Source organism: Nonomuraea sp. NPDC026600, assembly GCF_040638335.1.
In the GTDB taxonomy this organism is placed as follows: domain Bacteria; phylum Actinomycetota; class Actinomycetes; order Streptosporangiales; family Streptosporangiaceae; genus Nonomuraea.
This window is the reverse complement of sequence record NZ_JBEZYD010000018.1, coordinates 157738-173901: the sequence shown is the minus strand read 5'-3', so window position 1 is coordinate 173901 and position 16164 is coordinate 157738. Positions and strand designations below refer to the sequence as shown.

23 protein-coding genes are annotated in these 16164 nt (G+C 68.5%); 14 read left to right on the top strand and 9 right to left on the bottom strand.

Annotation, left to right across the window (positions count from 1 at the left end; genetic code table 11):
• Positions 1 to 111 precede the first annotated feature (111 nt).
• Genes AB0F17_RS35200 through AB0F17_RS35190 form a run of 3 tightly spaced genes read left to right on the top strand, consistent with a single transcriptional unit; the run spans position 112 to position 1127 of the window.
• A complete protein-coding gene (locus tag AB0F17_RS35200; RefSeq protein WP_358031726.1) occupies positions 112 to 384 on the top strand; it encodes a hypothetical protein in 273 nt (90 codons plus the stop codon).
• A complete protein-coding gene (locus AB0F17_RS35195; protein WP_358031725.1) occupies positions 348 to 482 on the top strand; it encodes a helix-turn-helix domain-containing protein in 135 nt (44 codons plus the stop codon). Before AB0F17_RS35200 ends, AB0F17_RS35195 begins: the two co-directional genes overlap by 37 nt.
• 57 nt (positions 483 to 539) lie before the next feature.
• Positions 540 to 1127: a hypothetical protein gene (locus AB0F17_RS35190; RefSeq protein ID WP_358031723.1), complete on the top strand. Its 588-nt coding sequence runs from the start codon at positions 540 to 542 to the stop codon at positions 1125 to 1127.
• A gap of 184 nt (positions 1128 to 1311) precedes the next feature.
• Here AB0F17_RS35190 and AB0F17_RS35185 read toward each other — a convergent pair whose 3' ends face one another.
• The 3 genes from AB0F17_RS35185 to AB0F17_RS35175 form a co-directional block, all read right to left on the bottom strand.
• Positions 1312 to 2157 carry an endonuclease/exonuclease/phosphatase family protein gene (locus AB0F17_RS35185; RefSeq protein ID WP_358031721.1) on the bottom strand — a complete coding sequence of 282 codons (846 nt, stop codon included), beginning with the start codon at positions 2155 to 2157 and terminating at the stop codon, positions 1312 to 1314.
• 12 nt (positions 2158 to 2169) lie between these two features.
• A complete protein-coding gene (locus tag AB0F17_RS35180; protein WP_358031719.1) occupies positions 2170 to 2796 on the bottom strand; it encodes a hypothetical protein in 627 nt (208 codons plus the stop codon).
• Between the two features lie 188 nt (positions 2797 to 2984).
• Positions 2985 to 3482, bottom strand: a complete 498-nt coding sequence (locus tag AB0F17_RS35175) for a hypothetical protein (RefSeq protein WP_358031718.1) — start codon at positions 3480 to 3482, stop codon at positions 2985 to 2987.
• Between the two features lie 506 nt (positions 3483 to 3988).
• On the opposite strand from AB0F17_RS35175, the gene AB0F17_RS35170 reads away from it, so the two are divergent.
• The 3 genes from AB0F17_RS35170 (at position 3989) to AB0F17_RS35160 (ending at position 5785) form a co-directional block, all read left to right on the top strand.
• Positions 3989 to 4984, top strand: coding sequence for a hypothetical protein (locus tag AB0F17_RS35170; RefSeq protein WP_358031717.1), 996 nt, complete (start codon positions 3989 to 3991; stop codon positions 4982 to 4984).
• A 235-nt stretch (positions 4985 to 5219) separates the two neighbouring features.
• Positions 5220 to 5381, top strand: coding sequence for a hypothetical protein (locus AB0F17_RS35165; RefSeq protein ID WP_358031716.1), 162 nt, complete (start codon positions 5220 to 5222; stop codon positions 5379 to 5381).
• Positions 5378 to 5785 (top strand): hypothetical protein, encoded by a 408-nt coding sequence (locus AB0F17_RS35160; RefSeq protein WP_358031714.1) that lies wholly within the window; start codon positions 5378 to 5380, stop codon positions 5783 to 5785. The genes AB0F17_RS35165 and AB0F17_RS35160 overlap by 4 nt, the downstream gene beginning before the upstream one ends.
• A 337-nt stretch (positions 5786 to 6122) precedes the next feature.
• On the opposite strand, the gene AB0F17_RS35155 is transcribed toward AB0F17_RS35160, so the two are convergent.
• The 4 genes from AB0F17_RS35155 to AB0F17_RS35140 form a co-directional block, all read right to left on the bottom strand.
• On the bottom strand, positions 6123 to 7658 hold the full coding sequence (locus AB0F17_RS35155) for a hypothetical protein (protein ID WP_358031712.1): 1536 nt from the start codon (positions 7656 to 7658) through the stop codon (positions 6123 to 6125).
• A gap of 242 nt (positions 7659 to 7900) precedes the next feature.
• The gene (locus AB0F17_RS35150) at positions 7901 to 8539 is read right to left on the bottom strand and encodes a hypothetical protein (protein WP_358031711.1); all 639 of its coding nucleotides are present in this window, start codon (positions 8537 to 8539) and stop codon (positions 7901 to 7903) included.
• Positions 8540 to 8912: 373 nt separating this feature from the next.
• On the bottom strand, positions 8913 to 9179 hold the full coding sequence (locus tag AB0F17_RS35145) for a hypothetical protein (RefSeq protein ID WP_358031709.1): 267 nt from the start codon (positions 9177 to 9179) through the stop codon (positions 8913 to 8915).
• A 132-nt stretch (positions 9180 to 9311) separates the two neighbouring features.
• The gene (locus AB0F17_RS35140) at positions 9312 to 9737 is read right to left on the bottom strand and encodes a hypothetical protein (protein ID WP_358031708.1); all 426 of its coding nucleotides are present in this window, start codon (positions 9735 to 9737) and stop codon (positions 9312 to 9314) included.
• Positions 9738 to 10187: 450 nt separating this feature from the next.
• On the opposite strand from AB0F17_RS35140, the gene AB0F17_RS35135 reads away from it, so the two are divergent.
• From AB0F17_RS35135 to AB0F17_RS35115, 5 genes are all read left to right on the top strand, one after another.
• On the top strand, positions 10188 to 10493 hold the full coding sequence (locus tag AB0F17_RS35135) for a hypothetical protein (RefSeq protein WP_358031706.1): 306 nt from the start codon (positions 10188 to 10190) through the stop codon (positions 10491 to 10493).
• A 99-nt stretch (positions 10494 to 10592) separates the two neighbouring features.
• Entirely contained in the window at positions 10593 to 10994 is a 402-nt protein-coding gene (locus AB0F17_RS35130) for a hypothetical protein (RefSeq protein WP_358031704.1), read from the top strand.
• Between the two features lie 70 nt (positions 10995 to 11064).
• Positions 11065 to 11412: a hypothetical protein gene (locus AB0F17_RS35125; RefSeq protein ID WP_358031702.1), complete on the top strand. Its 348-nt coding sequence runs from the start codon at positions 11065 to 11067 to the stop codon at positions 11410 to 11412.
• 92 nt (positions 11413 to 11504) lie between these two features.
• On the top strand, positions 11505 to 12584 hold the full coding sequence (locus AB0F17_RS35120; RefSeq protein ID WP_358031700.1) for a DUF6262 family protein: 1080 nt from the start codon (positions 11505 to 11507) through the stop codon (positions 12582 to 12584).
• 129 nt (positions 12585 to 12713) lie between these two features.
• Entirely contained in the window at positions 12714 to 13673 is a 960-nt protein-coding gene (locus AB0F17_RS35115) for a hypothetical protein (protein WP_358031698.1), read from the top strand.
• Between the two features lie 196 nt (positions 13674 to 13869).
• Here the strand turns inward: AB0F17_RS35115 and AB0F17_RS35110 are convergent, their stop codons facing one another.
• Positions 13870 to 14061: a hypothetical protein gene (locus AB0F17_RS35110; RefSeq protein WP_358031697.1), complete on the bottom strand. Its 192-nt coding sequence runs from the start codon at positions 14059 to 14061 to the stop codon at positions 13870 to 13872.
• Between the two features lie 170 nt (positions 14062 to 14231).
• On the opposite strand from AB0F17_RS35110, the gene AB0F17_RS35105 reads away from it, so the two are divergent.
• From AB0F17_RS35105 to AB0F17_RS35095, 3 genes are all read left to right on the top strand, one after another.
• Positions 14232 to 14732, top strand: coding sequence for a hypothetical protein (locus tag AB0F17_RS35105; RefSeq protein WP_358031695.1), 501 nt, complete (start codon positions 14232 to 14234; stop codon positions 14730 to 14732).
• 93 nt (positions 14733 to 14825) lie between these two features.
• On the top strand, positions 14826 to 15413 hold the full coding sequence (locus AB0F17_RS35100; RefSeq protein ID WP_358031693.1) for a hypothetical protein: 588 nt from the start codon (positions 14826 to 14828) through the stop codon (positions 15411 to 15413).
• Between the two features lie 142 nt (positions 15414 to 15555).
• Positions 15556 to 15906 carry a hypothetical protein gene (locus AB0F17_RS35095; RefSeq protein WP_358031691.1) on the top strand — a complete coding sequence of 117 codons (351 nt, stop codon included), beginning with the start codon at positions 15556 to 15558 and terminating at the stop codon, positions 15904 to 15906.
• A gap of 77 nt (positions 15907 to 15983) precedes the next feature.
• Here AB0F17_RS35095 and AB0F17_RS35090 read toward each other — a convergent pair whose 3' ends face one another.
• Complete coding sequence (locus AB0F17_RS35090) at positions 15984 to 16118, bottom strand: hypothetical protein (RefSeq protein ID WP_358031689.1); 135 nt, start codon at positions 16116 to 16118, stop codon at positions 15984 to 15986.
• Positions 16119 to 16164 lie beyond the last annotated feature (46 nt).

The following is a 16164-nucleotide window of genomic DNA, read 5'->3' as shown; positions in this document are numbered from 1 at the left end:
GCTGCGCACCACGGTGGGCCTGACCACCGCGAATAGCGGCCCGTCGGCGAGCGCCGTGGCGGCCGACGAAAACCGGGGCGCGTGAACGGCTGGCGGCGTAGCGTCACGGCCGTGACAGACCAGGACGCCAAGGCCGCCCCGCCCAGCGAGGACACCGACCCGGTGCTCGCGCTGGCCAGGGCCTGCGAGCGCTTCGCCGCGCACGTGAGCCTGCTGACCGACCAGATGACGGCCGCCGAGCTGAGCCTCGAGGACGTCGGGCGGGTTCAGCACGTTGTGCACCGAGCCCTCGCGCCGGCCGCGCCGGCCGCTGGATTGACCACTGGCCTGCAGCGCCCCACCGGCGGATGCACGCCATCGGCGAGTACACCATCGCCGACCTGATGAAAGTGTTCTCCATCGGCCGCGCCACCGTCTACCGCGTCCTGGACCGTGCCCCCGGCTGGCTCGACGAAAAGCTCGAAGATCAGGCAGTGTCATGAATAGCGCGCTCGGCCCAACCCCGAAGCCAGCGCCGACTCCGACAGACGGGAGCCCCCGTGGAGATCAACCAGCGGCAACTCGATGAGATCCTGGCCGATTTCTCCGCACTCGGCCGAGCCACCTATCTCGACGATCCGGTCCTGAGCTTCGGCTACGCCGCCACTGAACAAGATGACCTGGGCATACCCCGGTTCAGTCCAGAGCTGCCGCAGGTTCCCGTCGCCCTGGTCCAGCGGCACCAGGCGCTGTGGACCCACCCCGACAACGACGGGCCACAGCAGGAGATCTGGACCGAACACGCGCTGTCGCAAGGGATGCGGCGCATCGGAGACCACGGGGTGCATCACCTTCCGAACCTGGAAGGGTGGCTGATCGCCGAATGGCCACGCGACGGTGGGCTCCAGCTTCAGCAACCCGACGGCGCCCTGTTCGTGTACGCGCTTTGCGCGCTCGACCCAGCCTGGATCGCGGCGGCCCAGCACTACCACGAGGTGCTGGTACTGCACGGACCGAATCTCGGCCTGCGCGTCCCACCCGATCTCGCCGACGCCGAGCATCAACGCAAAACCGAACTGGCGGCCGCCCGGAAGGACGGGCTGGTCACCGGCGGGCTCATGCGCTGGGGGCAAGTCCGAACCCTGTGAGCAGCATGGAACGGGTGCCGTCGCCCGGTGGGGCCTGTGGATGCGGCCTGCCTGCAGTGTGCGGGGAGCAAGTGCCCGGCCGGGCGACGCAAGGTCCGAGCGCTGTGCCAGGCGCACGGCCGCCCACCCCGACAAGTTCGCCATCGACCCACCTAAGCGTGACCAGCCATACCTCCGAGCAGGATCAGCCGTAATTCCACAGGTTCTCGACGTCGATGAGGTCGGTGTCCAGGGTGACGGCGGCACCATGGTGATTGGATGCCTCCGCGGGGGTGTCCAGGATCCGGCCGTTGAGGAGGGCGGGCGCGACCGGTGAGGTGACCAGGATCCAGTCGATCCGGTCGCTCTTACCGGTGCGGCCCAGCAGCTGGTCGTTGCTGGTTTTGCCGTGAAGGTGGACCATGGCGTCGACGTAGCCGTTCTCCGCCATGATCTGAGCGACGTCGGTGTTGGGGACATGCGGCGGATCACCGAGCGGGTCTTTGAACCGGCGAGCGACGTTGTAGATCAACATCGACTCAGGAGAAGCGAGCGAACCGAACGGCGGATAGTTGAAATCGGCGCCAAGGACACCGAAAGGGCCGGCCCGGTACCCGCGGACGGCGAACGTCTCCGCCTCGATCATCGCCTTGATCTTGCTCATCGGGGTGATGTGCGCGACCCCGACGGTGAGCAGGGACGGAAGCCCGACATCGAAGCCTGCGATCGCCATGCCATGCGTGAACTCGTCGCTGAAGTCGGGGTTCCAGAACAGCCACGGCCCGAGCTTGTCGCGCCGGTAGAGCATCGCGGTCGCGTATCCCGACCTTGACGGCGACAGCGGCAGCGCCTCCAACCCGAGGTCGCGGGCCGCACGGCCGAGCCGCTCATGACCGTTCTCGGCCCAGTGGTTGCATTCGTTGAGCAACAAGACGTCCGGCGCCGCGTCGGCCAGCCGCTCCAAGATCAGCGGCCACCGATCCCGGCGCTCACCCTCGCTGTCGCGTACCCCGCCATGACCCAGGTTCTGCAGCACGATGGAGATCTGCACAAGACGACGGTATTACGTTCTCACGTTGTAGGTTCGGTTCTCCTCAGGGATGGGTCCGCCCGGCGTCCGGCCGTGCGGGAGTCGAGGGCTGGCGGTCAGACGGGGAAGGCCCGGCTGCTCGGGCTCGTTGGGTGTGCGGGAGCAGCGGGAGCAGATCTCGCCCTTGTCGCAGCGGTAGACCTGGCCGCCGCAGCCGTCGCAGACCATGTCGCCGTCGCCGTCGTAGTGCCAGACGAGCGGCACCTTCAGCCACTCGGTCTCGAGCCAGGCCAAGGCGGCGTCCCGGGCGTTCTCCCACGACGAGTAGGGCGACAGGCGGAAGATGTCGTCGTACCGCACCCTGCGGATCTCCATGCACCACGTCCAGCACGGCCCGCGCCCCCAGACGGCTTTTATCTGGAAGATGCGGACACGGTAGGCGGGAAGCTCCTGGAGGGGGTAGCGGCGAGGCAGGGGCCGACGGCGAACGCCCGCCCTGATAACCATGACGGGCGGCGCGGCGTAGACCTCGCTGAGTACGCCGGTCCACGTCTTCGCGGGATCATTCGGGTCGGCGACGCGAACGTAGGCTTCCTGCCGGGCTAGGCGGGCCAGTTCATGGAGCGAGCGGCGGAAGAGTGCCGCTTTGGGGGTGGTCATGGTGTTCTCCAAGAGGGCCGGGCGGGAGCGGCGCCGCCCGGCATGGGCTACGAGGGCAGAAACCGGACTTGGCTGCGGGCTTGGCGTTCTCCAGCTCGTCGCGAACCTGCTCGAGGTCCGCGTCATCCTCATGATGGCGCGGACCTCGCTGTCTGCTGGCGTGTGGCAGGGGCCGGTGAGGCAGGCCGCTACGGCAATCTCGGGTCGAACAACGGCTGGCTGGTGCCGCTGAGCAGCGCGGCCATGCGCGACAGCTCGTGTTCGAGAAGATGGCTGAGCCCCGCCCTGTCGGCGCTGAACGTCTCGATCTGAGGCTCCGTCGCAGGCCGTCGGACATGCGCGAACTCGCCGGAGGGGCGCCCGGCGGCCGCGATGCGGGCGCGCCGCCTCTCCGGGTGGCCGGGCGTCGCCACGTAGTCCTCGGTGACGATCGCAACCGCGAGCAGTCCCGGCGCGGGTGCGGCCTTGTCGTAGTAGGCGGCGGCGATGATCTGCCGATACGTGCGGACGCTGTCGTAGACGGTCCCGCGCAGGTGCCACCACTCGACGGGCACTTTGCGCGCCTCGTACCGGTCTGCCGCGGGTGCCGTGGACAGGAGGAGGTATAACGCCGGCGGTCGTTCCCAGCCGTCGCGGTCGTGGTATTCCTCCAAGTGGATGAGTGAATGCGTGAGGGATTTGATCATGGTGGCCTCTCGTGGACAAGGGGGCTGCGGCGGGAGCCTGTACCGGCCAACCCACTTGCCCGATAATACGCATAAAAACATGCAGGAGTGTTAATAATGCTGTGGCGCACGCTGTCGAGCGCCCGGCTGCTGCTTGTGGATGGAAGTCGGACCCCCTTTTCCTGGTGGGTCTTCTGTAGGGGATGAGACTGTCCCTTCGCGCGGGCGCGGGCGCGGGCGCGGGTGCGGGCGCGGGCGCGGGCGTGCGTGGGCGGGCGTGGGCGTGTGTGGAGGGGAAGAGGCGCCAGGCGGTGGGCTGGGGCGCCGGGCGGTGGGGTGGGGCGGCGGGGTGGGGCGCCGGGCGGCGGGGTGGCGTCTGGCCGGGCGTCCCTCGCGGTGGGTGGGTGGCGGGGGTGTCTGTCCTGTTCGTGCGTGGATTTGCCTCCGTAATTAACGTCCCTGTATTGTTTGATGTGTCCGAGCGGGAGGGGTGCGATCCTCCCGCCCAACATCCAGGAAGGGCCAACATGTCGGCTTTCCGCCTCACCCCCGCGATCCGCGCACTCCTCGCGCTGCTCGCCCTGCTGGTCACCCTCACCACCGCGCTCGCCGTGACCGCCACCACCGCCGCCGCCACCACCGCGACGACCACCAGCGCCGCCGCCGCGCCGAGCGGCACCCTCACCCTCAACGCCGCCACCCTCAAACAGGGCGGCACCGTCGAAGCGGTAGCGGTCACCGTGGGCACCTGCACCGCCGAACTGTCAGCCATCGCCCCCGACGGCACCAGCACACCACTCGGCACCGCCCCCGCCGACCCCCTCTGCAGCGGCACCACCTTCGCCGCCTCCTTCACCGCCGACCAAACAGGCACCTACACCGTCCGCCTGACCAGCGACGGAACCAAACTCGACACCGCCACCGCCACCGCCACCCCGAACACCACCCCCAACCCCACCCCCACCGCGACCGCCACCGTCACCACCACCCCGAACACCACCGCGACGGCCACCCCCACCGTCACCACCACCGCAACCCCGACCGCCACCCCCACCCGCACCATCACCGCCACCCCCAAGGCGAGCACGAAGGCCACCACCAAGACCAGCGCGAAAGCCACCCCGACCGTCACCATCACCAACCCCAACCCCACCAACCCCAACGGCTACGCCAACCCCTACACCTCCGCCGTCAACAACGCCCCCACCAGCAACAACACCACCGACACCGCCGACACCACCGCGACCATGCCCCCCGCCTCCCCCATCATCGCCACCACCGAAACCGCCCCCGCCCCCGCCATCGACCCCGCCGCCATGGCCGCCAACACCGCCCCCCTCACCAACACCCTCAACCTCATCGCCTACCTCATGGCGGGCGCACTCCTCCTCCTCATCACCCAGAAAGCCGCCACCCACTACCGCACCCACAAAACCAACAAGAACAACACCAAGGACAAGACCACGCAGGAGGGACACCAGACCCGCACCAGCGACGAGGACGCCCCCACCGCAACCCTCTAACCCCGCCGCCCCCGCCCCCGCACAGGGCGGGGGCGCTCAACCCGAAGCCTCGCGCTCACGTGAGCGCGAGGCTTTCTGCCGCCTCCCTCATCCCGCTGCCCATGGCGCGCCGCCCCTGCCGCATGCGCCCACCGTGCGGACCTTGATGCCCCGAACGGTGGCGCGGCGGTACGTCGTCGCTGCAGTTTCCGCAACGATCTCCCCCGCGTCACCAGTTCGGGCGTACCATGGCCATATGGACACCGCACTCGCCGAGATTCGCCCTCTCAGCGCGGACGACGTCACGCGCTGGAAGACGCTCCTGGCCGACGCCACGGGCGTGGTGCCCGACGAGACCGCGCTCGCAGACGTGCGCCGCAACTTCGCCGAGATCACGGGCGGTACCCCCGACCAGTGATCGGCGGCCGAATCTTCGACACCAGCGCGATTCTCGACTTCAGCCGTGGGCGCGGTGGAACCCAGTACACCCAGGCCGTGGTGTGGTCATCCTTGGAGGACGGCCTCGTCATCGTCGTGCCCGCCCCTGCGGTCGCCGCAGCGATCGCCCAGCTGCCCGATCACCGTCACGATGTGGTCGACGTCCTGCTGGGCATGCCGATCACCGTGGTCACCGAGATCACGCGGGGCAGCATCCCTGCTCTTGCACAAACACTCCGCGCCGCCAATGCCCGAGCGGCGTACGCCGGGACCATCGGCGCCGTCGCCCTAGCCGCCCAGCAGCGCGGATGGCCGGTTCTGACGCGGGAACCCGCACCGCTCTCCGAGCTGTGGCCAGACGTGCGACTCGAGGTCATCCCCTGATCGACCTGCAGGGCTTCTGCTCGGAAGCCATGCCAGCCACTGACGCGGTACACAAGCTCAGATTCAGCCCGCCCTACCCTCCGGGCACGGGCCGGAAACTGTCGGCGCACCGGCGTATGGTCACGCTCAGAATGTCGGCCTTGGCCGTCATACTCGACGGTCGGTGCACGATCTTTCCCTGACGCACTCCCCGGGAGACCTGGCCGCACCACTGCCCTTCCCGAGAACCGGCCCGGGGCCGCGTCGTGACCGCGGCTTACCCTCACTGCCTGGGTGTTGCCCCGGCTGCTGGCCGGTCAGACGTCCAGACGGGGTGTTCCTGTCCGACTGGCGCGCGCTAAGTGTGGGCGCCGCGCATGGCCGAGACGTCGTAGGAGAGCCGCGCCAGCATCCAGGCCGCTAGTGACCAGGCGGGGTTCCAGTAGGACAGGTCTCCTTCCTGCACGACGACCTGGACCGGTGGTTCCCAGCTCTCTTCGGCCGAGTCCGGCCCGCGCCACATGGGTGAGACATCCTCGGCGTGCTCACAGGAGACTGCAGCGCTCTCGACGAGGTCGTCCCCGATGGACACGGTAACCGTCCAATCTGTCCATGGGCTCCCTCTCAGCTCAACGATCACCATCTCGCCGCCGGGGCCGCGCAGTTCGGTCTCTGTGGTGGGCCATTCGTCGGGGAAGCTGAGTCCGGGGATGGTGCTGAACGCCTCAAGGAGGTCCTGGAAGGCCGCTTCGGGCTCGTCGAACAAGACCGTCTGGAACACCGCGGCCTCGCTTAGGGACTCCGCCCCGATTACAGCGCCGCCGTCGCGAATCTCGAACGACATCTCGGTACACACCAGAACGTCCTCGATCTTCATGCTGTTGGTGCGACCGTCGTGCAGGTACAGCACATCGACGGTACCGAGGAAGAACACGCGAGCCTGGGCGCTGTGTGCGACGCCGTGCTGAACGGCGCGTGCTGGCGGGGCGGCGGGGTCGGGTTCTTGGACTGTCACGTTCATGATCCCGGCCACAGCTGTCAGCTCCGTTACCGTCGCTGAGGTCACCGGACCGCCCGCGCCGTAGCTGGTGATGTGATCTTCGGCGAGCTCCAGCAGTTGCCCGGGGTCGCCGGTGACGGTGAAGCCGCAGGAGGCGGCCGGGTCGGTCTGGCCGAGTCGCTCTCGCAGGAAGGCAATGATCAGCCGGGTCACGCTCGCATCGTCATCGTCGAGCGTGAAGTCGAACAACGTTGGCAGGAGCTGCGGCCAGTTGCGCAGCAGCGGCGGGGTGACGCCCCATTGCGTGCACGCGTTCACAACGTCCCGGTCGCCGCTCACTAGCAAGATCTGACTTAGATCTCCGTCGGCCCGCTCGCGCAGGTCCCGTAGCCAGGCGGAGTCACTCGCTCCCGTCTTGACCGGCCCCGACTTGGAGTCTGTGGCTTTGAGGCGCCCCGGTGGGCGCTGCAGAATTTGGTCTTTCACGCCTTCGAGGGCGTTGGCCGGCGACAGCGGGATCACCACGAGGTTGTCGATCGCGCGGATCGCCGCGAGGACCCGGTCTTGGACCGCTTGAGTCTGCTGAGTGAACGGAAGCGGTGGTAGGTCGATCCCCGCCGCTCGCAGACGCGTATACGGCTGGGATGCGGCGGCGGTGAACTGCTCCCACTGCCGTCCGGCGTGTTCGGCCCATTCCCACGCCACGGGTTCGGGGATCCACACAGGGAGCCCGATCATCTTCAGCCGGGTGGCCAGCGTCGTCAGTTTCCCGATGTTCACCTGGCCGCGGTCAATGGCGTTGGTGTCCAGCGCGACCGCGCGCAGCCGCCCGCGGGCATCCAGACCGATGCCTAGCGGTTCCTGGTCTCCGCTACCTGATGCTCCACGTGCCATCAGACCAGTATCGATCATGATCGTCGCGCTGAGGCATGGTTATGCGCCATCAGGTGTGAGGCCAGTTGCTGCGCCTGCGCCGTTTGACAGGCGACCCGCCGAGAGTGTTCGCCGGGTCGCCTGCTCATGCCGCTCTGTCCCGGCTCAGTGACAGCTTGCTCCCCCGGGAACGTAAGCCATCGGACGGGGCTGATCGGGCTCGGGGTCAGCGAGTCGCCATAACCAAATGTCATCGGATGGCGCTACATCGCGATGGTCTTGGCCTCGGAGGGTGGCCAGGGTGCACTGCGGGCGATCTCCAGGATGTCGGCGATCGTGGGGATCGGTGCGTAGGGGCCGGCCATACCAATCATCAGGTTGTGAACCGTGGCGTGCTCGTCGGCCTCCTTGGCGTGCTTGACCAGCCAATCGGCCAAGGTGTCAACGTCGCCGAAGGCGAAGTAGGTCACGACATACCGGCCGTGGCGCTGCGGGTTGGGCTGCAGTAGGGCGACATGACCGTGCGCGGCGGCCAGCCCACCGTAGTGACCGAGATCAGCGCCGGGCGCGATCCACTGCGCGCGCTTGCCCCAGGCGTTGATGGCGACGAAGTAGTCATCCTCGTCGGCGACGCCCACCGGCGCCGGAAAGGTGGTTCCCACCAGCGCCGGGTATTGCTCCTGTGCGGGCTGCTGGCATCGCCGCAGGCCCTTAGCGATGTCCCGCGCCTGTTCAGGGGTCATGGCCAGTGTCCGGCGGTGGTCTCTGACGCCACATTGCAGCACCACGTGTGCCGAATGGGTCTGAAAGCGGAAGTAGGCAGCGAACAACGGCGTAAGATCATCGCCGGCCTCTCGGTGGCGCCGGTTCTGCCGGTAGGGCCGTCGTGACTGCTTGCCCATCGCTCCCCGTTTCGTGTCCGTCGGACGTCCACTGGCCAACGTCAGTGACCTCGAACGTTACGGAGAGCTCGCGAAAACACGGAGACGACACTCAGGCACTAAGACAAGATCCCCCGCAGGAGCCCGGGTTACCGGAACGGGCGGGGGAGTGGGCGTGCTCGTCACGACCGTGACGGTAGGCCGCGGAGACCGGGGCTCGCGCGCGTACGCGCGAACGACTCCCGAAACTCCTGCCGCGCGGTCAGTTCGGGCTTCCGCCGCGGCGTAGCCGGGGGCCATCTCGAACAGCGCGTTGATCTCCTCGGCGGCTGCTGACGACGACTGGCTGTGCCAGCGCCCGCCGAGCCACCTCGGCGCCCACAGCTCGTAGATGTCAGTCGGACGCGACGGTCGCATCCGCCTGGTCTGCGGGCACCAGCCGCACCGTGACGACGGTGCCATACTCGCGTGCGGCTTCGAACAAGGTGTTGATGACGTTACCGACCTGCTCGGCGCGTGAGCTGCTGATCCGCGTCCGCCACGTCGAGGTGCTCGGATCCCACTCCATGACCGGCTTGATCATCGCCTTTTGGCGCTCGAACTCCTCCGGCTTCAGGTCGGTGTTGGAGCGAGCTGTCAAGATCACGTCGAATGTGTCCATGATGTCGTTGTACGCCGCCGCGCCGACAGGATCTCTAGACCAACCGGCGTCGTCCGATGGCGGGCGGTACGCGCGGCATCCTCCACGTGGGTGGTTGAGCAGGTCAGCGGCTCGTAGCCGTACCCGGATCCGTCACTGGCGCGGGTGTGACGCTTTCGCGTGACGGCTGTGCGGTCTGCCGGGCGGCACGTCGACCAGGGCGCGCAGCAGCGCCGCGTGCTCCGCCGCGGTGACGGCCGTGCTGCGCGTCAGGGGATCGCGTGCGCCTGCGCGACGGAGCGGGGCGGCGATCGCTTCGATTCGCACGTTCGACACCGTTTCTGAGGTGATCCAGCCGTCATCCCCTGCGAGCCACCGCAGCGGCCATCTCATTCCAGTGGCGATGCCTTGCACCACGGCCTCCTGGTCGTCCTCGCTGGCGGCCAGGGACGCGGGAGTGATCAGGACGCCGGCGAGCACGGACTGAGTGACGTTCAGCGGTGGCAGCTCGCCGACGCACTCCAGCAGGTCGGCGGCCGCGCTGAGCAGTGGCGGGGCGGAGTTGTTCGGGGTGGTCATGAACGGCTCGTTTCGGAAACTTGGGGACGGAGACAGGGCTCAGCGGCCGCGTGATTGGTCATAGTCGTGGAGGACGGTGTCGGCGGGGTCGCCGAACAGCGGGCCGGGGGTGGCGAGTGGCGAACCCGCGCCGCAACGAGTGCCCGGGCCACGTGCCGGTCAGCCCGGCCGCCTTCGCCGCGGCGCCGACGACGTCAGTCACCGTCTCGGCGGTCAGCCGGCTTGGTATGCGCCGGGGGCGTGCCGGTTGCGCGCTCCGGTCGCTCATGCCGGGCGCACATGGTGCTACTCGCCGGAGTGTCGGTGGGTACGGGCGTGTCCTGTTGGCCTGGGTTTTCGGGGTGTGGTGAGGAGATTTGCCACCGTAATTAACGACCCTGTACTGTTTTTCTTGTGTTCAAGTGGGAGGGGTGCGATCCTCCCGCCCCGATCCAGGAAAGGGGCCCCATCGTGGCCGTCCGCTCGTTCCTCATCTCCCTCACCCTCGCCCTCGCCGCCCTCACCGCCGCCCGCCTCATCCCGACCACCCCCACCCCCGCGACCACCACGTCGACGGCCACGGCGACCGCCGCCGCGCTGCACCACACCGACACCCTCGCCATGGCCGCCGCCACCTTCGGCGGCGCGGTCCTGCCCGCCGTCCTGCTCACCGCCGCCGCCCTCGCCGCCATACTCGGCATCGCCGCCGCACTCGACCCCGCCGACAAGCCCCACCGCCACCACCGCGCCCGCCGCGCACCCAGCCGCCGCACCTGACCCCCGCCCTCGCGCCGCCCCCGCCCCCCGCCCCGCACACGGGCGGGGGCACCCCACCCCAACTCGACATGCAAATAACTATCCTGTACTGTTTTCAACATGAAGACGGGGGGTGCGATCCCCGCCGCGATGCCCCAGGAGGCCGCCGTGCTGTTCGACCTGCTCCGTTTCGTCTACCAGCCCTCGATCGTGGTCCCCGCGCTCGCCATCGGCATCATCGCCCTCACGCTTGCGTGCTTCCTCGCCGAATGCGCCGAACGCCGCGCCGCCGCCGAGATCGAACCCCGCGCCCTCCTGGCCTACGTCGGATACATCGACGCCGACACCGCGACCAGCGCCGAACTGCGTGACATGGTGAGCGCCGCGATCTTCAACGGCGACCTGTTCGCCTGCGACTCCTGCCCCGTCGGCCTCTCCGCATCCCGCCACCTCAGCGGGAGCGGTGAACACTTCGCCACCTGCCGCCGCTGCACCGCCGAAGCCACCAGCGCCGCCCTGTAGAAGCAGCCACGGCAGGCGGCCACGCCCGCCTGCCGTGGCTCACCCCGCCGCGATGCCCCAGGAGGCCGCCGTGCTGTTCGACCTGCTCCGCTTCGTGTACCAGCCCGCGATCGCCACGCTCGCCATCGCCGACCTTGCGCTCTTCCGCATGGCCTTCCTCATCGCGCGCGCCGAGCGCCGCGCAGCCGCCGAGATCGAACCGCGCGCCCTTCTGGCCTCCGTCGGATACATCGAAGCCCGCACCGCGACCAGCGCTGAACTGATCGACATGGTGGGCGTCGCGATCGCTAACGGCGACTTGTTCACCTGTGACGCCTGCCCCGTCGGCCTCTCCGCATCCCGCCATCTCGGCGAGAGCGGCGGATACATCGCCACCTGCCGGCGATGCGCCGCCGAGACGATCGGCGCCGCCCTGTAGACGCGGTGACGGCGGGCGCAACGCCGCCCGCCGTCATCGTGTGACCCGCTGCCCCGCCACGACAGCACCACCTGCGAACAAGGGACTCGACCTTGACCACCCAACACGTCATCCGCGACAGCCTCGCCCGCCACCCCGTCGCCCGTCCCGACGACGACGCCTCCCACCGCCTCCTGATCTGCCTGCACGGCGGAGAGCACGCCTGGGATCCAGCCCGTGACGACCTGCCCTTCGCCGGACCCGCCGTCATCCCCTACCAGCGCGACCGCACCATCGGCGGCGTCGCAGCAGAAGCGTTCCTGAGCAGCCATCCAGACCCATGGGCGGCTCATGGGGTCGTCCGCAAGCTCGCCGAAGCCGGCATCGCCGCTGCGGCCGTCCCGCGCGTTGATGAATCAGGCGATACCTTCTGGGGCGTGCATCTGGTGCCCGACGCCCCCACCGCGAACGACCCGGCCGACACCGGCAGGCACAACGAACAGTCCGCAGACCAGAGCAGCTGTCCCGGCTGCGGCGAGCCCTGCCGCCCGCGGCCGACTGCTGCCCATCGTCGAGGTCACCCAGCGACCGGTCGTGCCATGACCGCGCGCGCCCGTTCCACCGAGGGGATGCGCCAGGCGCGCCGGGCCGACAGCGAACACAAGCGGCAGCGCGCCCTTCAGGCCGTCCAGGAACTGGAGGCGGCCGGCGAGCCCATCACCTTCGCCACCGTCGCCCGACGCGCCGACGTGTCCACCTGGCTCGTCTACGCACCCGGCGTCAAGGACGCTGTCTTGGCCGCCCGTGATCGCCAGCGCGCCACGCCGGCACCCTCGGCGCAGGCCAGGCCGGAGGTTCCCGCCACCGGGCTGCGCACCGATCTGGCCCTGGCCCGCGCCGAGGTCACCCGGCTCCGTCAGGAACGCGACGCGCTACGCGCAGGGATGCAGCGCGCCCTAGGCGCACGCCTGGACCAGCTCGGCCGACAGGATCTGGTCGAACGCATCGACGAGCTCACCCGGCACAACGAGCACCTGCTGGGCGAAGTGGACAGACTGACGGCCCAGCGCGACGCCCTCCGCCAGCAAGTCCCCGCGTTGGAGGAAGACCTGGCCGCCGCTCGGACCAGCCTGCGCCGCATGATCCGCGAAGGCAACCTGCCCGGCTGCGCCGACGCCCACGAACGCGGATAGGGGGCCAGCCCTCCTCCTATGCAGTCCAAACCGGCATAGCACTGGGTCATACCTAGCCTTCGCACGCTCTGCGTGATGCCGTTGGAAGGACCCCTCAGGCAAAGCCGAAGACGGAAGAGGAGGATCGCTTTGACAGACCAATCCGATGACGCCGCCCGCCCACCTCAGCACGAGATGGATGTGACCCGCGAGAGGATGACCAGGGACCTTCAGAAAGCGTTCCGCAACAGGTGCATCGAGCGCTTCTCCATCGGCTCCCGCGAGCAGCTCGAAGAGATCGCCGAGCGCTCCCGCTACTTGACCGCCGAACAGGTCGCCGACGTTGTGGATGGCAGGACTCCACTGATCTCCGCTGAGGGGATCCTCGTCCTGCAGGCAGTGCAGGAGGATGTCGGTGCCTGGATCACCGCATGGCTAGCGTTGCTGGACCTTATCCCCCCAACGGACTTCTCGGCGCGCATCGCCCACGACATGAACCCGGTGGAACGCGCGGTCGGCGATAGCATCCACTACGCCTTCCAACGACATGTGACCGAACAGCAACGCGTTCCGTTCATGCCCGGCCTTCGAAACGCCACGATCCCTATCTTGATCTATCTCACCGACGAAACCGGGCACGAGGACGTCGAGCAGGCACTGAACATCGTTCTCGATGCGTTCGGCCTTCCCGTCACCGACGCGACTCCGGCCATGCACGGATCTTGGCTTCGAAGACTCCGGGCGATCGTTCGCGACACCGCCGCCGCCGAGCCCACCAAGCAGCTCGCCGACGAAGTCCATCGCGCTCTGCAGCTCAAGCATCTTCACCAAGCGCAGGCCCGAGTGGACCAGGAGCAAGCTGAGGCCGTTGCCAAACTCATCCAGGCGCTGGAGAGCACAGGCAGCGCAGTGCTCATGATCGGCTCAGTCATGATCCTCAAAACCAGCGGAACCATCTCATCGCGGACATTGACCCAACGAGAGCTGATCTTCCTCGAACGGAACCCAGGGCTCATCAGCGATCCCCACCAGCTACTCATGCAGCTGGCGCTTCACGCCGCAGCCACCCAACCACTTCCTGAAGAAGGACCCGCGGCGCTCCCTGGCTGATCGTGAACACCGAACCCGACATCGTGCTGCCGTCACCCCAAGGTTCCACTCCGGGCCTGCGAGCGTTGAGAGCGTGCCTCACATGCCGGAACCACACACAGCTCTCTCACCTGCGAAAACAATGATCAGCTATAGATAACGATCGTGTCGGCCTGCTGCGAGAAGCCCATGGAGCTCGCCGACGCGGAGCGGCGGCTCAACCGCGCTCACCCTGCACGCCATCCACGCCGGCCTGCTCGACGGTGAAGGCACTGACGTCGCCCAGCACCTCATCGCGGACGTATTGACCATGCTCCCCTCTGCGGCATGGGGCGACGTCCTGCAGGAGGCCGTCGCGCGAGCGGCACGCCTCCTCTTCGCCGACGACGATGCCGACGTCCGCACACACGTGGAAGGCCTGCCCGGCAGCGACTGACGACGCCAGGCAGCCGGAACCCCCACGGCAACGTCACGCCCCAGTGGACAGATAAATAACTATCCTGTATGTTTTTATCTGCCAGCAGGGGAATTGTTTCTGCTGTGTCTCCCTCTCCCCCACCTGCTCCAAGGAGGACGCCCATGGGCGCACACGACTTCACGACCTACGCCCACGGCATCAACGCCTCGAGCGCCTACGCCGCAGCGGTCGAGGAGGCAGTGGCAGAGAACGGCCACAGCCGCCACAACGGCACCATTTCCACAACTGACGGCTTCATCGTCCTGGACGACACCCCTCGCCCCATGAACGACGCCCTCGAGGTGGCGCGCCAGAAGCTCGACGACCCCCGCATCGAGAAGCGCGGCTTCTGCGGCGCCATCCCAGTGCTCGGCACCCGACGCGACATCTCTGCGCCGATCCCCGCTGTCCCCGGCGGCTACCGCACCCGTGATGAAGCGGCAGACGCCGCGCTGGCCCCGTACCTGCGCGAAGGCGAGTCAGTCGACCGCTACTACCTCCAGATGGACGTGATCCTCCACGCCGACACCGACCGAATCGTCTCCGGCAGCGTGCGCGCCCCCGTTGAGGGCGGCGAGAAGACACACGCCGGATGGCTGTTCTTCGGCATGGCTGCCTCCTGACCACCCACGCCACCTGGGGCCCCCGCCACCATGCCGGGGCCCCTCCCTTCCCCGACATCACCGAAGCCGCTGAGAAAGGCCACCCCCGAACTCGTGAGCGTCCCGACCACCACTCCCGTTGACCAGGCCACCACCCATTGGCACTACCACGCCGACGGCATCGACCTCGACGCCGTCTACCAGCAGGCCACCGAGGACAACACCGATGACTCCTATCTGGAAACCGACGACGAGGGCAGCGCCAACTGGCACACCACCATCGCCGGCACCAGCGCGTACTGCGTCCTCGGCGACACCCTCCTGACCCTGGAGGAAGCCGTCGAACGCTACCCGTCCCTGCTCGGCCACGAGAAGCTCAGCGACGGCACCCGATGCGGCGCCCTCCCCGTCGGCGGCTCCGACCGGCACGTCATGGTCCCTCTCCGCGCCCTCAGCGGCGGCTACCGCGACGAGGCCGACGCCATCACCGCCGCACTCACCCCCATCGTGCGCGCAGGCGAAAGCTTCGACATCGACGCCGTGGAGGCCAACTTCTACCGGCACGAGGACACCGGCACGATCGTGTCGGGCGTGGTGAGCGCCACCCTCACCGGCGGCCAGCCCGTTCACGCCGGATGGCTGTTCTTCGGCCTGGCCCAGCACACGCCAACCGAGAGCTGCTCCTGCAGCATCTGCCAGTGACCAACGGCCGGACCCGCCGATCAGCGCCGGGCCCGCCCCTGAGCAGCCCCCCCGCGTTGACACGCGGTGGAGATCACAGCGCGACGTAAACCCCGAAATGTGCTTGCCTCACCCCGGCCACCCCCGAAAGGACCATCCTCACATGACCGCCGACACCGGCTGCCCCGAGGACCTGCTACCCCTGCCCGACGGCGTCAGCATTCCCGCGCTCGCGTTCTGGACCATGCAAGCAACCACCCCAGGCAGCGCAGCCGCTGCTCACCTTGAGGCGCTCGCCGCAGCAGCGCGAAGCGTCTGCGGCGACATGCTTGGCGTATCCGCGGACAAGTTCGACCCGGCCGCGTTCGTCACGCACGCCGACGAGCTCCGCCAGGCGCTCGCCGCCGTCACCAACGACATCGGCCCCCTCAAGGTTCGCATCACCGCCGAGCAGACCAGCGAACTCGCCGCCAGCGTGTACCGGCTCATCACCCAGCAGTGCGAGCGCACCTGACCAGCACCAGCCCGAACGGGGCGCCCACGGATCCAGCCGCCCGGCCGCAGCCGGGGCCGGTTGCGGCCCCTGCACGCCTACGCCGGCCTGCGCCCCCGCCGCCGCACCCCCAGCATGCCGGGCAACTCCTCGGACTCACCGAGCGCACCCGCCAGTTCGACGAGAACCACTGGCGGCATCACCAGGTCGCCGGCGACGGCGACCCACCCCACCCCAATCCCCGCGCCCGCCCAACCTTCACCGTCACACCCAGGAGGT

Excerpts from the sequence above, each read along its gene's own strand:
- AB0F17_RS35195 (WP_358031725.1), top strand. The coding sequence starts at position 348 with ATGCACGCCATCGGCGAGTACACCATCGCCGACCTGATGAAAGTGTTC.
- AB0F17_RS35180 (WP_358031719.1), bottom strand. The coding sequence starts at position 2,796 with ATGACCACCCCCAAAGCGGCACTCTTCCGCCGCTCGCTCCATGAACTG.
- AB0F17_RS35175 (WP_358031718.1), bottom strand. The coding sequence starts at position 3,482 with ATGATCAAATCCCTCACGCATTCACTCATCCACTTGGAGGAATACCAC.
- AB0F17_RS35170 (WP_358031717.1), top strand. The coding sequence starts at position 3,989 with ATGTCGGCTTTCCGCCTCACCCCCGCGATCCGCGCACTCCTCGCGCTG.
- AB0F17_RS35165 (WP_358031716.1), top strand. The coding sequence starts at position 5,220 with ATGGACACCGCACTCGCCGAGATTCGCCCTCTCAGCGCGGACGACGTC.
- AB0F17_RS35155 (WP_358031712.1), bottom strand. The coding sequence starts at position 7,658 with ATGGCACGTGGAGCATCAGGTAGCGGAGACCAGGAACCGCTAGGCATC.
- AB0F17_RS35150 (WP_358031711.1), bottom strand. The coding sequence starts at position 8,539 with ATGGGCAAGCAGTCACGACGGCCCTACCGGCAGAACCGGCGCCACCGA.
- AB0F17_RS35145 (WP_358031709.1), bottom strand. The coding sequence starts at position 9,179 with ATGGACACATTCGACGTGATCTTGACAGCTCGCTCCAACACCGACCTG.
- AB0F17_RS35140 (WP_358031708.1), bottom strand. The coding sequence starts at position 9,737 with ATGACCACCCCGAACAACTCCGCCCCGCCACTGCTCAGCGCGGCCGCC.
- AB0F17_RS35130 (WP_358031704.1), top strand. The coding sequence starts at position 10,593 with ATGAAGACGGGGGGTGCGATCCCCGCCGCGATGCCCCAGGAGGCCGCC.
- AB0F17_RS35105 (WP_358031695.1), top strand. The coding sequence starts at position 14,232 with ATGGGCGCACACGACTTCACGACCTACGCCCACGGCATCAACGCCTCG.
- AB0F17_RS35095 (WP_358031691.1), top strand. The coding sequence starts at position 15,556 with ATGACCGCCGACACCGGCTGCCCCGAGGACCTGCTACCCCTGCCCGAC.